Annotated in this window: 16 protein-coding genes; 9 read left to right on the forward strand and 7 right to left on the reverse strand. The window is 64.9% G+C overall.

All coding sequences use genetic code 11. The annotated features are described in order from the left end of the window. Window positions 1-220: 220 nt before the first annotated feature. Window positions 221-511: an acyl-CoA-like ligand-binding transcription factor gene (locus tag BMZ79_RS28560; protein WP_090647240.1), complete on the reverse strand. Its 291-nt coding sequence runs from the start codon at window positions 509-511 to the stop codon at window positions 221-223. 165 nt (window positions 512-676) lie between these two features. On the opposite strand from BMZ79_RS28560, the gene BMZ79_RS28565 reads away from it, so the two are divergent. After that, window positions 677-1327, forward strand: coding sequence for a GntR family transcriptional regulator (locus tag BMZ79_RS28565; protein WP_090647242.1), 651 nt, complete (start codon window positions 677-679; stop codon window positions 1325-1327). A 233-nt stretch (window positions 1328-1560) separates the two neighbouring features. On the opposite strand, the gene BMZ79_RS28570 is transcribed toward BMZ79_RS28565, so the two are convergent. Continuing rightward, entirely contained in the window at window positions 1561-2679 is a 1119-nt protein-coding gene (locus BMZ79_RS28570) for a mandelate racemase/muconate lactonizing enzyme family protein (protein WP_090647245.1), read from the reverse strand. Window positions 2680-2938: 259 nt separating this feature from the next. Between BMZ79_RS28570 and BMZ79_RS28575 the strand changes: the two genes are divergently transcribed. Next, the gene (locus BMZ79_RS28575; RefSeq protein ID WP_090647249.1) at window positions 2939-3601 is read left to right on the forward strand and encodes a GntR family transcriptional regulator; all 663 of its coding nucleotides are present in this window, start codon (window positions 2939-2941) and stop codon (window positions 3599-3601) included. Window positions 3602-3758: 157 nt separating this feature from the next. On the opposite strand, the gene BMZ79_RS28580 is transcribed toward BMZ79_RS28575, so the two are convergent. Together BMZ79_RS28580 and BMZ79_RS28585 are read right to left on the reverse strand one after the other, a co-directional pair. Beyond that, window positions 3759-4163, reverse strand: a complete 405-nt coding sequence (locus BMZ79_RS28580; RefSeq protein ID WP_090647252.1) for a VOC family protein — start codon at window positions 4161-4163, stop codon at window positions 3759-3761. 210 nt (window positions 4164-4373) lie between these two features. Continuing rightward, window positions 4374-4811: a MarR family winged helix-turn-helix transcriptional regulator gene (locus tag BMZ79_RS28585; protein WP_090647254.1), complete on the reverse strand. Its 438-nt coding sequence runs from the start codon at window positions 4809-4811 to the stop codon at window positions 4374-4376. 120 nt (window positions 4812-4931) lie between these two features. Between BMZ79_RS28585 and BMZ79_RS28590 the strand changes: the two genes are divergently transcribed. Together BMZ79_RS28590 and BMZ79_RS28595 are read left to right on the forward strand one after the other, a co-directional pair. Continuing rightward, complete coding sequence (locus BMZ79_RS28590; protein WP_090647257.1) at window positions 4932-5519, forward strand: NAD(P)H-dependent oxidoreductase; 588 nt, start codon at window positions 4932-4934, stop codon at window positions 5517-5519. 276 nt (window positions 5520-5795) lie between these two features. Next, window positions 5796-6803, forward strand: coding sequence for a LysM peptidoglycan-binding domain-containing protein (locus BMZ79_RS28595; RefSeq protein ID WP_090647260.1), 1008 nt, complete (start codon window positions 5796-5798; stop codon window positions 6801-6803). A 278-nt stretch (window positions 6804-7081) separates the two neighbouring features. Here BMZ79_RS28595 and BMZ79_RS28600 read toward each other — a convergent pair whose 3' ends face one another. Together BMZ79_RS28600 and BMZ79_RS28605 are read right to left on the reverse strand one after the other, a co-directional pair. Further along, the gene (locus tag BMZ79_RS28600) at window positions 7082-8482 is read right to left on the reverse strand and encodes a sensor histidine kinase (protein ID WP_090647263.1); all 1401 of its coding nucleotides are present in this window, start codon (window positions 8480-8482) and stop codon (window positions 7082-7084) included. Next, the gene (locus BMZ79_RS28605) at window positions 8479-9189 is read right to left on the reverse strand and encodes a response regulator transcription factor (protein WP_256253199.1); all 711 of its coding nucleotides are present in this window, start codon (window positions 9187-9189) and stop codon (window positions 8479-8481) included. The genes BMZ79_RS28600 and BMZ79_RS28605 overlap by 4 nt, the downstream gene beginning before the upstream one ends. Before the next feature lie 164 nt (window positions 9190-9353). On the opposite strand from BMZ79_RS28605, the gene BMZ79_RS28610 reads away from it, so the two are divergent. Then, on the forward strand, window positions 9354-10157 hold the full coding sequence (locus BMZ79_RS28610) for a hypothetical protein (RefSeq protein ID WP_090647268.1): 804 nt from the start codon (window positions 9354-9356) through the stop codon (window positions 10155-10157). A 210-nt stretch (window positions 10158-10367) separates the two neighbouring features. Here the strand turns inward: BMZ79_RS28610 and BMZ79_RS28615 are convergent, their stop codons facing one another. Then, on the reverse strand, window positions 10368-11639 hold the full coding sequence (locus tag BMZ79_RS28615) for a serine hydrolase domain-containing protein (RefSeq protein WP_177222394.1): 1272 nt from the start codon (window positions 11637-11639) through the stop codon (window positions 10368-10370). A gap of 219 nt (window positions 11640-11858) precedes the next feature. On the opposite strand from BMZ79_RS28615, the gene BMZ79_RS28620 reads away from it, so the two are divergent. The 4 genes from BMZ79_RS28620 (at window position 11859) to BMZ79_RS28635 (ending at window position 15400) form a co-directional block, all read left to right on the forward strand. Further along, the gene (locus tag BMZ79_RS28620; RefSeq protein ID WP_090647273.1) at window positions 11859-12206 is read left to right on the forward strand and encodes a DUF3243 domain-containing protein; all 348 of its coding nucleotides are present in this window, start codon (window positions 11859-11861) and stop codon (window positions 12204-12206) included. 290 nt (window positions 12207-12496) lie between these two features. Continuing rightward, window positions 12497-13435: an aldo/keto reductase family protein gene (locus BMZ79_RS28625; protein ID WP_090647476.1), complete on the forward strand. Its 939-nt coding sequence runs from the start codon at window positions 12497-12499 to the stop codon at window positions 13433-13435. 57 nt (window positions 13436-13492) lie between these two features. Continuing rightward, window positions 13493-14347 (forward strand): NAD-dependent epimerase/dehydratase family protein, encoded by an 855-nt coding sequence (locus tag BMZ79_RS28630; protein ID WP_090647276.1) that lies wholly within the window; start codon window positions 13493-13495, stop codon window positions 14345-14347. Between the two features lie 81 nt (window positions 14348-14428). Further along, window positions 14429-15400, forward strand: coding sequence for an aldo/keto reductase (locus BMZ79_RS28635; protein WP_090647278.1), 972 nt, complete (start codon window positions 14429-14431; stop codon window positions 15398-15400). The last annotated feature ends 281 nt before the right edge of the window (window positions 15401-15681 follow it).

Consider the following 15681-nt stretch of genomic DNA (forward strand, 5'->3'; position numbering starts at 1 on the left):
CGGGAAGCCGAAGGGTCGCGGTACAGGTCCGGCAGCCCCCTTACTATATCACGCGCATGAATCTATGTAAACAAAATAAGTATATTTCGTCTATATCATATATTCCGAAACGAACGGTGCATGAAACGAGAAATGGCGACGAAAAAGACGACCGCTCTCCGGCCGAAGGCCGAAACACGATCGTCTATAGTATGCGCCGGTCAAAACGGCTTGATCCGGCTTATCGCCGAACGGAGTCCGCCGCGCCCGCTCCGGTCCCGCCTTCCTCACGGCCGAGCGTCCCCAGCGGCTGGCCCGCTTCGTACCGCGCCATCGCCCGGTCGACGACGTCGATGAAATCGGCTTCCGGGTGGTCCGCGCAGTACTGCTGCACGGCCATCATCGCCCCCATGACGGACCCGGCGAACAGGACGATTTCGAAATCATTCTCCGGACGGTCCGTCCGCTTCGCCACCAGCCGCGCAAAGGCACGCTGACGGACAAGCTGCTGGAAACCGCATAACCCGCCCACGCGCCAATAAGCCGCGCCGCTCGCCGTCCGTTCGCCGGATGGGGCGGCGCTGCCTTTGGCGTCCGCGCGTTCGGTTGCGGCGTTTCGGTTGCGGCGCTTGAAGACGGCGCTATATACTAGAGGGTATACGCAATTGCGCCGATCCCGACAAAGGAGCTCTATCCCATGACCGACCTACCGCTCGTCGAAGTCGCCTATCGATCGATCCGCAAGCGGCTCCTCGACGGAGAACTGCTGCCAGGCGCCGTCTTCACGGAAAGCGATTTGGCCGCCAGGCTCGGCATGAGCAGGACGCCGGTACGTTCGGCCGTGGCGCTGCTCGAGAAGGAAGGCTTCGTGCAAACGCTCTACAAGCGGGGCATTCTCGTCAAAGGCATCGACGTGAAGGACCTGTACGATATTTTCGACCTGCTGTTCGCCCTGTATTCGCACGCCCTGGACGCCATCGGCGAATTCGGCTACGAGCTGGATCTCGCGAAAGCCCGCGGCCACCTGGACGAACTGATCGCCGCCAGCGAAGACAAACGGTACCGCGATTATTACGAGAACGGCTTCCTGTTCATGTTCACGCTGCTCGAAGCCGTGCGGAACCGGTACATGACCGATATCTTCCGGCTTCACAAGGACAAGCTGCTGTTCTTCGTGGTCACCTACCGCCTGATGGAGGGCGGCAACCGGCCTTATACGGGACGCAGGCTGTACGAGGCCATCTACGAGAAGCTCCGCGAAGGAAAGTACCAGGAAGCGAAAGAAGCGATTTTCAAACAAAAGCGCATGATGCGCGAGGACATGCTCCGGCACGGGTATTCGACCTGAGCCCGGCCGTCCCGTGCCCGGCCGTCCCATGCCCGGCCGTCCCATGCCCGGCCGCCGCTTCCGCCCCGCGCGGAGACGGCGGCTTTTTTAGAGTGCATGCGTTGAATTCCGCGGCTCAGCGCAAAGGATTGCCGTTCGCTTGAAATTAACCTTCCGCGCGAACGACGAGGATCGCGGTCCGTTTGCCGCGAACCGGAATATGACGGCCGTTCCGCCCGTTTGCGAGGCGCCTCCTAGCCTACCCGGTATTTGGCGATGACGGCCTCGTCCACCGTGATGCCGAGACCCGGACGGTCCGGCACGTGCACGTACCCGTCCTTGAACGCGATCGGCTCGGAGACGAGATCCCGCGCGAGCGGCGATGCCGACGTCGTGTGCTCGATCATGAAGCCGTTCGGTATGGCCGCCGCGAAATGCGTGCTCGCCGCCACGAGGATGCCCGTCTTGAAGGCATGCGGCACGACCTTCTTATGGCGCTCGTTCGCCATGTAGGCGATCCGCTTGCCTTCGGTCAAGCCGCCGCAGCGGCCGAGGTCCGGCTGCACGATGTCGTGCCCGCCGTCCTCGATGAGCCGGCGAAACGCCGTCACGCCGCTCTCCTGCTCGCCCCCGGCGATGCGCAGCGTCGTCCGCGACGACAGCTCCTTGTAGCCGGCGAGGTCCTCCGGGTGCAGCGGCTCCTCGAGCCAGTACACGCCGTATTTCTCGTAGACCTCGGCCATCCGCAGCGCGCCCTTCAGATCCCAGGCGAGCCCGCCGTCGATCATGACGTCGATGCCGTCGCCTGCGGTTTCGCGGATCGCGCGGATCTGCTCGGCGTCGAACCCGGCGTCGCGGCCGATCGGGCCCCAGCCGAACTTCATCGCCTTGTAGCCTTCGGAGACGAACTGCTCCGCCAAGTGCACGGCTTCCTCGATCGTGTCCGGCATGAGCGAGCTGGCGTACGCCTTCAGCGTCTTGCGGTACGTTCCGCCGAGCAGCTCCGACACCGGACGCCCCGCCTTCTTGCCGGCGATGTCCCACAGCGCCATGTCGATGCCGCTCATCGCGTGCATCGCCGGACCGCCCCGGCCGAAATAAATCGTGCCGCGGTACATTTTGTCCCACAGGCGGTCGATCTCGAGCGGATTTTCCCCGATCAGGAGCGAACGCAAGCCCGTGGCGATGGAATGCGACGGCGGAGCGTCGATCGCGGCCTTCGCCACGAGCGGGACCGAGTCGACTTCGCCGTACCCGGTAATGCCCTCGTCCGTATGCACGCGGATCATGAGCGTGTCCTGCGTGCCGTCGCAGCGCTCCGCGTCCAAATCCGGCAAGCGCAAATAGATCGATTCGATTTCGGTAATGTTCATGCGGGATATCCCCCATCCTTCGGCGAAAGTGGAAAGCGGTTCGCGTACGCGCGGCGCCTTTCGCGAAAGCTAAAACGCGCGCCCGTGAGCGCTCTCATTTTGGCTTCATTGTAGTTTCCTGGTTTGTATATTGTCAACAATATTAATTTGACTGTCGGCCGTCGACAATGGGATGCTTTTTCCGCCGGCTTCCCTTATAATGCATGTCATAACGAAGCCGGCACGGGCCGGATCCGATAGATAGAGGAGCGATGGCGTTATGCCCGATTTCATCTTTAAGCCCCAAGCCAACGTCTCGCTGCGCGAGAAAGTGACGACCGATCTGCGGGAAGCGATTTTGAACGGCCACTTGGCGCCGGGAGCGCGTATCAAGGAAATGGACATCGCGTCTCAGATGGGCGTCAGCCGGGGACCGATACGCGAGGCCATCCGCCAGCTCGAGCGCGAAGGGCTGCTCGTCTCGCATCCTTACAAGGAAACCGTCGTGGCGGATTTGGACCTCGACGAGGTGCGGCATTTGCTGATTCCGGTCCGGTTCCAGATCGAATGGTTCGTCGTCGGACGCTACCTCGGCAGCATGGACGAGGGCTTCTTCGCGAAGCTCGCGGCGATCGCGGACGAGATGCGCGACGCCGCCGCGAGCGGCGAGAAGAACCGGCTGATCGAGCTCGACATCCGGTTTCACCAGACGATTCTGGAGCTCGCGACGGAACGCACCGTCATGCTGACGTGGCAGAGCATCGTGAACCAGATCCGCCTCCACTTCACGAAGAACCTGCCGTTCTACGATCTCGCCCATATGGAGACGGACCACCGGGCGCTGCTGGACGCGTTCCGGACGAAGGACCCGGGCGCGATCCGGGAAGCGATCGTCAAGCACCTCGAGGGCGACGATAACCTGCTTTGTTTCATGCGCGAATAAGGCAGTCCCTGCGGGGGCTGCCTTGCTTGGTTATGCCTCCGTGCCTCGGGCAGAGGGATGACGGATGGTGAACTGTCGCAAGGCGTTATTCGGACTAGGGCTTGCCGCGGCCTGACGGCAGCCCTAGTTCCGCCTACCCCGGCGGCTTCCGGTCAACTCAGCCGAGCCGACGCCCGATTTCCCAATGGTAGCCGAACGGATCCGCGAGCCGTCCGATGCGCCAGCCGTGACCCTCGCCGATGGGCACGATTTCGGCCGCCCCCGCGGCCAGCGCCCGACCGAAGACGGCATCGGGGTCGGCCACGGTCAAAATCATGCGGACCGAGCCCCTGTCCCCTTGCGCCGGGCTGGCCGCCGGGTCCTCTTGAATCCAGAAGCCCGCTCCCCCGACGGAGAGCTCGGCGATGACGGGTTTCCCCGCCTCTTCCTCCAGCCGGTACAGCTCGTCCGCGCCGAACGCGGCCGTGTAGAACGCCAGCGCCGCCGCGCCGTCCGGAACCGCCAACCATGGGGCGATCGCGGCCGTGCCGGGCCGGTTAACTCCTTGCGAATTCGAGTTCATGCGAACTCCTCCTTGGGCCGATGGGCCGTTTTATCTCCATTGTAGCCAACCTTTCCCGGGCGCGCCACGCCAAACGCAAAAAAGCCGAGCGGCCCGCTCACGGCGAGCCCTTCTCGGCTTTTTTCGGCTTTTTTCGGCTATTCCCGGCTTTTCATGGCAATCGTCCATCCCGTTCGATGCGGCCGAACCGCACCATCTGCGCCCGCCCGTTCACCGCTCCTCGCGAAACAACGTCTCTTGCAGCACGGCCATCGCTTCCGACAGCCGCGCCAGCCGTTCGTCCGACGCGCCGGCGAGCTGCCGGTTGAACCGCGCTTCCATGTGCGCGAACGCCGCGTCCATGAACGCCTGCCCTTCGCGCGACAGCCGGATATGCTGCTTCCGCCCGTCCTCCGGGGCGCCGAGCTTCTCGCACAGCCCTTTGTCGGTCAGCTTCTTGAGCTCGCGGCTCGCGTTCGGCATCGACAGGTGCTTGCAGTCGCTGATGTCGCTGAGCGTCACCGGCTGCGACACCGCGATATATTCCAAGATCCCGTACTGAACGGGCGTCACGTCCCCGAGCGAAAAGTCCTTCGTCATCTCGAACGTCGTCTGATGCACGGCCGTGATGAAAGCCACCGCTTGGCCGAACAGCGCTCTCTTGTCCATGCGGACCACCTCTTCCCGCTACCATAGCAAATTTATTATCAAATAACAATTATCATTTGACAACAATATGGCGACGGTGCTATTGTTTAATTATCAAATGATAACAAAAGAGGTGCCGTTATGAACATGCTCGTCGTCTTCGCCCATCCCACGCACGAAAGCCTGAGCCATGCCTTCCTGCAGCAGGTGATCCGGGGCAGCGGTGAAAACGCGGCCGTCAAGGACGTCCAAGTGCTCGACCTGTACGCATCCGGCTTCGACCCCGTGCTCGTGTTCAACCGCGAGAAGCGCAGGCGGGACATGCATCTCGATCCCGAGCTCGCGGCGCACCGGGAGCAGCTCCTTTGGGCCGACAAAATCGTCTTCGTCTATCCGATCTGGTGGGGCCGCCCGCCGGCGATGCTCCTCGGCTACATCGACCGGATGTTCGCGTCCGGCTTCGCCTACCGGGATAAGGGCGGCCTGCTGCCGGAAGGGCTCCTGCGGAACAAATCCATCGTCTGCGTCTCGACGATGAAGGGACCGCCGCTCTACCCGCTCTTCTGGCTGAACAACGCGCACAAGGTGCTGATGCGCAAGGCGCTGTTCCGGTTCGTCGGCATCCGGAAGGCGAAGTTTTTCGAGTTCGGCCGGATGGAGACGCCGGGCGGCGCGCAGGCCAGGAAGCTGGAGAAGGTGTACCGGTATTTCAAAACGGTCGCGGGCTGAGGCGCGACGCCCCGGCTTAAAGCCGCACCCGCGCCGCTGCAGCCTGGCCCGACTGCCCCGCCGCGCGACGGCATTCGACATGACCCATGCATCGCTGCCTAGTCCGAAAGCCGGCAGGCTCCTGCCGGCTTTCGCCGCGCCCGTGCTCCCGCTTCCGGGCGCGCGCACGGCGAATAGGGCGAACGGACTGATTTTCCGGGCGCGGCTTCGCGGGTTAGCAAATTATAGTAATATAAAGCATGGACGCCAAAACAAGCCTTGCAAGGGGAGGATACCATGCAGAACAATCATTCGACAGAAAGCGGCAGACGCTCCCGGACCTCGCGCGCGCGGGAAAAGAAGGCCGTGTCCAGCGGCGCGCTGCTCGCGACCGGGGCTTTTCTGATCGTGGTTTGCGTCGTTTTATACAGCATTTATTCATCGCATAGAGGCTCGGACAAGACGCTGGAGGCCGGCGGCAAGGCCGCAAACGAACAAACGGCCGCGAACGGCGCGGACGCGCAGCAGAACGCCGGCGGCGACGGCGGTTCGAACGCCGGCGCCGACCCGGACGCGCCGGCGTCTTCCGACGGCGCCGACGCGGCAAGCGGCGCGGGAACCGACGGCGCGACGGACATAGGAGGCGCCACGAACGCGGGAGGCGGCGCCTCCGGCAGCGACGGCGCGACCGCGGACGGCAGCGCAGGCTCGGCCGGCGCAGGCAATAACGGGGCGGATGGCGCCGGCGGCACGGCGACGGGCGCGACGAACGCGCCGCCGGCATCGGACAAGCCCGGCGGCGACGGCGCCGCTTCGGGCGCGGGCGGCGGCCAAGCTCCCGCAACCCCGCCGAAGGACACGGCGGCGGACGGCGGCACGAAGACCGCCTCGTCCGGCGGCTCGGGCACGAAGCTGCCGACCTCGTACGTCGTGAAGAAGGGCGACACGCTGTCGACGATCTCCATGAAATTTTATCATTCCAAGCAATACGTCGCGTTCCTGGCGGAGCGCAACGGCATCGTGTTCGTGAACGATATGCAGCCCGGCGACACGATCAAGATCCCCGCGCTGCCGGCCGGCGCCGGGTCGAATGCCGGGAAGCCGGACGCCGAGGATTATTCGAAGGTCAATCTGCCGGCGACCTATCTGGTCCGTCCCGGCGATACCTTCTACCGGATTTCCATGCAGTTCTACAAAACCGGCAGCTACGCAAGCTTCCTGGCGAAGCAGAACGACCTGGACGAGAACGAAGGCTTGAAGGCGGGCATGTCCCTCACGATTCCGAAAAAGCCCGCTTCGAAGTAAGCCTGAACCGAATCCGCAGCAACGAAAAAGGAGCGCTCCCGCGTCGTCATGACGCGCGGAAGCGCTCCTCTTTTCGGTTTGCGGCCATGCGGCGACTCGCCTCTCGGCAAGCAAGGCTTGCGCGCCGGCCTCGCGCGGGGGGGCGATCGCGCCGCTCGGCCCCCCGCCCCTCTGCTTGCAAGGCAGATGCTCTCCCTGCTGCGCCAAACCTCCTTGACCCGCGTGCGCAGGAGCCCCTCCCGCTCCGCGCCCGCTCTGCCCGAATCCGCGCGGCCGCCCTACGTCGCCTGAGGGAAGCGCAGCGAGATGACCGCGCCGCCCTCCGCGCCGTTGCGCGCCGCGATCCGCCCGCCGCAGCGCTCGACGATCGCGCGCGAGATCGCGAGGCCGAGCCCCGTCTCGCCGTCCTTGCCTTTGACGAACCGGTGGAACAGATGCGGCAGCAGGCTATCCGGGAAGCCCCCGCCGTCGTCGGCGACCGCGAGCGACACGTGCCCGTCCTCCGCGCCGACTTCGATGACGATGACGCGCTTCGCGTAGCGGGCCGCGTTGGAGACGATGTTGAGGAGCGCCTGCAGCAGCTTGTCGCGGTCGGCGCTGACCATCGGACGCCGCTCCTCCGCGCCGCCTTTGTACGCCGTTCGCAGCTCCAGCCCCCTTGCCGCTAGGAGCGGATTGATGCGCTCGATCGTTTCCGTGACGATCTCCACGGCGCTGACGGGCGCCGCATGGAAAATATCCTCTTCGCTGTCGAGCTTGGCGAGCAGCGTCATCTCCGTCACGAGCTTCGTCAGCCGCCCGCTCTCGCCGAGGATGACGTCCAGCCCCTTGCGCGAGCTCTCCCCTTCGAACACCCCGTCGCGGATTCCCTCCGCGTAGCCGGCGATGGACATGAGCGGCGTCTTCAGCTCGTGGGAGGCGTTCTGGAAGAATTGCTTCTGCGCCCGGTTATGCCGCTCCAGCTCGCCGGCGAGCTCGTGGACGGTCCGCGCCACCGCGCCGATCTCGCCGCCGGCCCGCACGAGTCCGACCTCGCCGAATTTGCGCGCCCGCACCTTCTTCAGCTCGTCCCGGAGCTCCATCAACGGCCGGATCAGCTTGCGCGTGATGAGCAGGCTGAGCGCGACCGCGAGCGCGCCGCCCACGCCGAGCGCGATCAGCAGCCGGAAGAACAGGTCCTGCTCGACCGCCTTCACTTTGCTGAGCGGGGTCATCAGCGTCAGCGTGCCCTGCGGAATAACGCTCGTATTGATGATGTAATCGCTGCTCTTGGCGACGGCGGTGATGGTCTTCAGATCCGTCGCGGCTTCGCCCGGCAGCGCCTTGATCACGGCCGAGTCCGGCAACCCGGCTTTCGTGAACGCGTTCGCCGGACCGGTCTTCTGCACGACCTTGCCCGCCGCGTCGGCGACGTACACTTCGACGTCCTTGGGCGCCGCAGCCGTCAGCTTCGCCCGCAGCGGTTCCGCCGACGCGGTCCACCCTTGCACCACGACCGGCTTGCCGGCGGTCTGCACCGTGAACGTGGACGCCATGGAGGTGCCGAGCGACCGCAGCTCCTGCTTCTGCGCGGTAATGAAATGGTCCATGAGCACGTAGTGGATGATCACCGCCGTAATGCCCAGCACGACGACCAGCAGCAGGCCGAACGCCAAATTGATTTGATGCAGCAGCTTCATGCTTCGTCCCCTCCCCCGGCCCGCAGCCGGTAGCCATGTCCCCAGACCGCCTCGATCGGCAGCCCGTCCGCCTTCTTGCGCAGCCGTTTGATCAAGTGATCCACCGCCCGGTCGCTGCCGAAATAATCGTCGCCCCACACGAGCACGAGCAGCTCCTCCCGCGTGAACGCGCGGTTCGGATGCTCCGCGAACGCGCGCAGCAGATCGAATTCCTTGAACGTCAGGTCCAGCTCGTCCTTGCCCAGGAAGACGCGGCGTTCGCCCGGCAGAATGCGCAGCGCGCCGACGTCGACGGCGTTCGCCGTCGCGGCCGGCGCCGCCTCCTCCTGCCCGCGGTGCTTGTACCACCGCTGCAGCTGGCGCTTCACGCGGGCGACGAGCTCGCGCGGGCTGAACGGCTTGACGAGGTAGTCGTCGCCGCCGAGCTCGAGCCCGAGGATTTTGTCCACTTCGTTGTCCTTGGCGGAAATCATGATGATCGGCACGTCCGCTTCGCCGCGGATGCGCCGGCACAGCTCGTACCCGTCCATGCCGGGCAGCATGATGTCGAGCACCCACAGGTCCGGCGGGTCGCTGCGCCACAGCTCCCACGCTTCCTCCGCGGAGCCGAGCCCTACGGTACGGTAGTTTTCTTTATGCAAATACGCCTCGACGAGGCCCCGGATATTCAAGTCGTCGTCCACGACGCCGATCGTATAATCGCTCACGGTTCCATCCTCCCGCTTCCGAATGTCCCCCCCATTATACCAACTCGGCGGCGCCCGGTAGCGCGTGCCATCGTTTTTCCACACTTTCACCAACGGCTTGCCACACTTGGGCGCTAAGATGGGAACCGTACCGCCCATACCCAACCCGATAGGAGTGTTGAATCATGCAAAACAAACGCACCGTCGCCAAAATCGCCGCCGTCGCCTTGATGCTGTCCGCCTTCGCGAGCCCGCTCGCCGCCAACGCCGCCACCGGGCCGCTCGCGAACTACTACGCGACCGCGCTGACCGACGCCGGCGAAGGCTGGTCCCCGTCCGCCGCGGACAAGAATGCCAAGCCGGTCGCCGTGTTCATGAACCAGGCCGATCCGGTGGAGCTGGCGAAGCAGTACGCGCCGGACACGGTTGAAGCGTGGGAGCAGACGCTCGCGCAGTTCAAGGCGCTGGCCAAGGACGCCGTGAAGGTCGTCGCCGGGTCGGCAACGACGGTGACGAAGCCGGGTCCGGACGGCAAGCCGCTGACGATCACGATTTCGAAGGCGGCCGACGGCGAGCTGAAGGTCGTCGGACCGATCTCCCCCGATCAGCTGAAGACGATCAAGCTGAAGGACGGCGCGGCCGTCGCCGTGAAAGCCGCCCCGGCCGTGCCGGCGGAGGGCGCAACCCTCGTGCCGGCCGGCAAGCTGAACGCGGTCAAGGCCGAAGCCGGCCAAGCCGTTACGTTCGAAGGCGGCGCGAAGGTCACGGTCGCGCTCAAGGACGCGGCGACGCTGCCTGCCGGCGCGAAGATCGCATCGCTTCAAGCCGTCGCGATCGACAATCCGCTCGTTAAGGGCCAGCTCGCGCTGAGCAAAGCCGCCGAATCCAAGGACGCGGAAGCGATCAAGGAGGCGCTGGCCAACCTGCTGGGGCTGTACCAAGACGAGATCGCGAAGCTGCAGCAGCAGCAAGAGCAAGCCGACAAGTAAGCGGCGGCGGACGCCTTTCGGCGTCCGGCAAGCTCGCTTTGCACGCGAAAACGGGCGCACCCGGCATGGGTGCGCCCGTTTTTGCCGCGCTTACGCCCGGCGGCCGCGCCACGGCGACGACCCGCCCGGCCGGCGAGCGGCTGCGAGCTTGTCGGCGCTCCCGGCCGCGCCAGCCTGCGCCAATCTGCCGCCTGCCGCCGGACGCTTCTTTCACGTCGTCGGCGCGCCTTTTCCGCGCGCCCGCCGCACGCCCAAAAACTCGAATTCGCCGTCCTCGCCCTCCCGCAGCGTATACGCGTGATCGAGCCACGTGCTGTGAAACCGGTGGCCGCCGACGGGATAGAGCGGTTTCTCGATCCGGCCGAGATGGACGAACGACCATCCCTTGTCCGTCCGCTTGAGCTCAGCGCGGCCCGGGACGTAGACGCCTTCGTACCGGCGGGCGAGCGCCTCGTCCGGCTCGATCGCCGGCGGCCTCCCGGGGACGGCCGGCCGGCCGCCGAACAACAGCTCGGCGACGGCGTCGCCGACCCGGGTCACGTTCGCGAAGTCGTAATTGGCGAGCACGATCACGCAGGCGTCGTCGGCGAAGAAATGCTGAACGTACGCGCCGATGCCGAGGTGCGCGCCGTCGTGCCGCCAGCGCGGCCGGCCGCGGAATTCGTCCAAGAACAAGCCGCCGGCGCAGCCGTTCAGGTTCGGCGCGAACAGCCGCTCGTACGCCGCCGGCCCCAGCAGCCGGCGCTCTTTCAACGCGCGGTGCCACGCGTGCAGATCGCCGCAGGTCGAGACGATGCCGCCGGCGCCGATGCTGTAGCCGGGATGATGGTATTCCGCCGGCACGATCCGATCCCCGTTCATGCCGTAGCCGAAGGCCCGCCGCGGCAGCAGCGCGCTGCCGTCGTCGACCTCGGTATCCGCCATGCCGAGCGGGCCGAACACCGCTTCCGCGAGGTAGCGCTTGTAGGGCTGCCCGCTCGCCGCTTCGATCAGAAACGCGAGCAGGTGATAGCCCGCGTTGCAGTACTCGAACCGCGTGCCGGGCTCGAAGTTCAGCGGCCGCTGCCGGAAATATCCGAGCAGCAGCTCCCGGTCGTACGGCAGCTTGTCCCGTTCGCCGAAGAAATCCTCCTGCAGGTGGTGGAACGTCCGCAAGCCCGACGTATGCGTCATGAGCTGATGCGCCGTGATGCGCGGATCGACGCGCAGCTCGGCGGGCAGGCCGTCGTTCACGGGCCGGTCGATGTCGATCCGGCCTTCGTCGTGCAGCCGCATCGCGGCGAACGCCGCGAGCTGCTTCGACACGGACGCGAGCCCGAAGCGCGTGTCCGTCCGGTTCGGGACGGCGAATTCCAGGCAGGCCATGCCGTAGGCCGCCTCGAAAACGTTTTCCCCGCCTTGCGCGGCCAGCACCGCGCCCGAGAACGGCCAACGGGCCGCGTATTCGTCGACGTAGGCCCGGATGGTTTGGGTAAGCGTCATGGGTCTCATGCTCCTTTCGGATGGGTGTCGCCGCGAACTTGACGTATCGTCGTTTCCTGAATGTGGGATACTACTATAGCCATTGCCCGCACGGGCCGTCAAGCGGAATCGCGAAATCGGTCCGTGCCGCCGCGGCCGCCTCCCGGATTCGTCCCCCCTCCCCCCGGGTAACAAGAGAACGTACCACCGCACGACCGATTACGCGAGGAGGAATGCGCCATGAACGAGAGAAGCCACATCTTGAGCAAGGAGCAGGACACGTCGACGGACAAGGTCGAGAAAGCCGTGCAGGCGCTCAGCGGCGGCGACGGCGAACGGGTTTTGGAAAACTTCGAAGCCTTCCGCTCCTATCTGGCCAAACGGATCCAGATGGCGGAGAATCTAGGCTTCGGCGACGAGCAGATCGCCGTCATTGCGCAGAAAGTAGCCGCCTACCTGGCCGAGCACGAGGAGCCGCGCAACCGCGAGGAGTACCTGCTGCGCGAGCTGTGGAAGGTCGGCGACGCCGATGAGCGGCACAAGCTCGCCCATCTGCTCGTCAAGCTGGCGAAGAAGACGGCCTCCTAATTCGTCGTTCGCGAGCGATGAAGCCGGTGCCGGCGACGCGCTATTCGTTATCGCCCAGCAGGCCGGGACGCCCCCGATGGAGCGCCCGGCCCGCTGGGCTGTACGCGATTGCGGGACGATGCTCGCGGCAGCCGATCGTCCGCGGTACCGCCCGGCACCGAAAGTATAGTAGATATACCGGGTATCAGATATTGAACATATATTCACTACTTTCGATCGTTTCGGCGGAACTTTATACTGAAGGGGGGCTTATCGCAAGCTTACGATCGGACGAAATGGAGCTGGATACGATGCAATATCGGAGATTGGGCGGCAGCGGTCTGAAGGTCAGCGAGATCAGCCTTGGGAGCTGGCTGACCTACGGCGGCTACGTGGAAAAGGAAAACGCGGTCAAGGCGATCGAGACCGCCTACGACTTGGGCATCAATTTCTTTGATACGGCCAACGTGTACGAGCGCGGCGAGGCGGAGAAGGTCGTCGGCGAGACGCTGCGCGCCTACCCGCGCGAGTCGTACATGCTGGCGACGAAGGTCTTCGGCCAAATGGGCGACGGCCCGAACGACCGCGGCCTCTCGCGCAAGCACATCCTGGAGCAGGCGGACGCCAGCCTGAAACGGCTCGGCTTGGAATACGTGGACATTCTCTACTGCCACCGCTTCGATCCGGAGACGCCGGTGCAGGAGACGCTGCGCGCCATCGACGACCTGATCCGCCAGGGCAAGGTGCTCTATGCCGGCATCAGCGAATGGACGGCGGCGAACATCGCGGAAGGCTTGGCCGCCGCGGACCGGTACCTGCTCGACCGCATCGTCGTCAACCAGCCGATTTATAATATGTTCAACCGCTACATCGAGAAGGACATCATTCCGATCAGCGAGCAGAACGGCATCGGACAAGTCGTCTTCTCGCCGCTCGCGCAAGGCCTGCTGACGGGCAAATACGCCTCGGCGACCGACATTCCGGCCGGCAGCCGCGCGGCGAAGATCGACCGGATGCGCGGCAATATCACCGAGGACAAAATCGCCAAGGTGCAGCGCCTCGGCGCGGTCGCGTCCGAGCTCGGCGTCACGATCGGCCAGCTGGCGCTGGCGTGGACGCTGCGCCAGCCGAACGTCTCGAGCGCCCTGGTCGGCGCCAGCCGTCCGGAGCAGGTCGCGGAAAATGCCGGCGCGTCGGGCGTCGCGCTTTCGGCGGACGTCGCGGCGCGAATCGAAGACATCCTGGCCTAATTCCTAGCATGGAACCCGGCAGCATCATCATCGAAGAGATCGAAGGAGGACAAGCATTTGGCAAAAGTCGTCGTAACCGGCGGAAGCGGCATGCTCGGCCGGTGGGTCGTCAAGCATTTCGTGGAACGGCAGTATGAAGTGGTGAACGTGGATTCCGTACGCCCGCAGGAGTGGCTTTGCCCGACGATCCTGGCGAATCTCGAGAACCTGGGCGAGGTGTACGGCGCCCTCGCGGGCGCGGACGCCGTCGTCCATCTGGCGGCGATTCCGGCCGCGCACATCAAGACGAGCGAAGTGACGTTCCAGAACAACGTCATGTCGACCTACAACGTGCTCGAAGCCGCCGCGGGCCTCGGCATCCGCAAGGCGGTCATCGCCTCCAGCGAATCGTCGTACGGCATCGTGTTCGCGGTCAACCGGTTCGGCCCGTCGTACGTGCCGGTCGACGAGGAGCATCCGCAGCTGCCGCAGGACAGCTACGGCCTGTCCAAGGTCGTGAACGAGCAGACGGCGGACATGTTCCACCGCCGCACCGGCATGCAGGTCGTCTCGCTGCGGATCGGCAACGTCATTCCGCCGGAGCGCTACGCGCAGTTCCCGTCGTTCATCCATAACAGCGCGGAGCGCGACCGCATCCTGTGGAGCTACGTCGACACGCGGGACATCGCGGAAGCGTGCCGCCTCGCGATCGAGAAGGACGGGCTCGGCTCCGTCGCGATCAATCTCGCGGCCGACGATACGAGCATGGCGATTCCGAGCCGGCGGCTGCTGGCCGAGCAATTCCCGGAAACAACCGATTTCCGCGAGCCGCTGGACGGCTACGAATCGCTGCTCAGCAACAAGCGGGCGAAGGCGCTGCTGGGCTGGGAGCCGAAGCATGCTTGGCGGACTTACGTCCCCGGCCAGGCCTGAACCGCCGGACGGGCGAATTTCAACATCGATCGGGCGGGCTGCGGCTCGCCTAAACTTTTGGATTACGAGGAGGAACCATACATGCATTATCGCACGCTGGGAAGAACGGGACTGAACGTCTCCGAGATCGGCTACGGCGCCTGGGGCATCGGCAAATCCGGCTGGATCGGCGCGGACGACGGCGAGTCGCTTCAAGCGCTGCACCGCGCGGTGGAGCTGGGCCTCAATTTCATCGATACGGCGCTCGCGTACGGCGAAGGCCATAGCGAACGGCTCGTCGGCCAAGTCGTCCGGGAGCAGAAGCAGCCGATCTACGTCGCCACCAAGATTCCGCCGAAGAACGGCAAATGGCCGGCGCCGGCCGGCATTTCCCCGGACGACGCGTATCCGGGCGAGCACGTGATCGCCTGCACCGAGCAAAGCCTGCGCAACCTCGGGCTGGACACGATCGACGTGCAGCAGTTCCACGTCTGGTCCGACGAGTGGGTCGGGCGCGGCGATTGGCTCGAAGCCGTGCGGCAGCTGAAGGAGCAGGGCAAGATCCGCTATTTCGGCGTCTCGATCAACGACCATCAGGCGAGCAACGCGATCAAGCTGATCGAAACCGGCGTCGTGGATACCGTGCAGGTCATCTACAACGTGTTCGACCAAAGCCCGGAGGACGGGCTGCTGCAGGCATGCCAGGCGCATAACGTCGGCGTCATCGTGCGGGTCGCGCTCGACGAAGGCGGCCTGACGGGCAGAATCACGCCGGACACCACGTTCGCGCCGAACGATTTCCGCGGCAACTACTTCCGCGGCGACCGCAAGCAGCAGGTGTACGACCGCGTGCAAACGATCGCGTCCGACCTCGGCATCGGCGTCGACGACATGGCGGAAACCGCGCTGCGCTACGTGCTCAGCCACCCGGCCGTGTCCACGGTCATTCCGGGCATGCGGACCGTCCGCAACGTCGAGCGCAACATGGCGGTCGGCGACGGCCGCGGCCTGTCCCAAGAGCAGCTGGCCAAGCTGAAGAAGCACCGCTGGGACCGGAATTTCTACCAAGCGTAAATCGCGCCTGACGGCGGCCTCGCGGCCGTGCGCGCGCAGACATAAGAATAGGGCTGCCCTTGAAGTCATAGACATGACTGTGGGGCAGCCCTTTTTGCATGGCCGTACATGTTCCGTACTACGTACCGCTCCTGCGATGAATTGGCCTGCTGTCGGCTCATGTACGGTACTACGTACCGCTCTTACGACAAATTGGTCCGATGGCTCATATACGGTACTACGTACCGCTCTTGCGGCAATATGGCCGTCTGTCCGCTCATGTACGGTACTACGTACCGCTC

The sequence above is a fragment of the Paenibacillus sp. UNC496MF genome (genome assembly GCF_900113915.1).
In the GTDB taxonomy this organism is placed as follows: Bacteria; Bacillota; Bacilli; order Paenibacillales; family Paenibacillaceae; genus Paenibacillus_Z; species Paenibacillus_Z artemisiicola.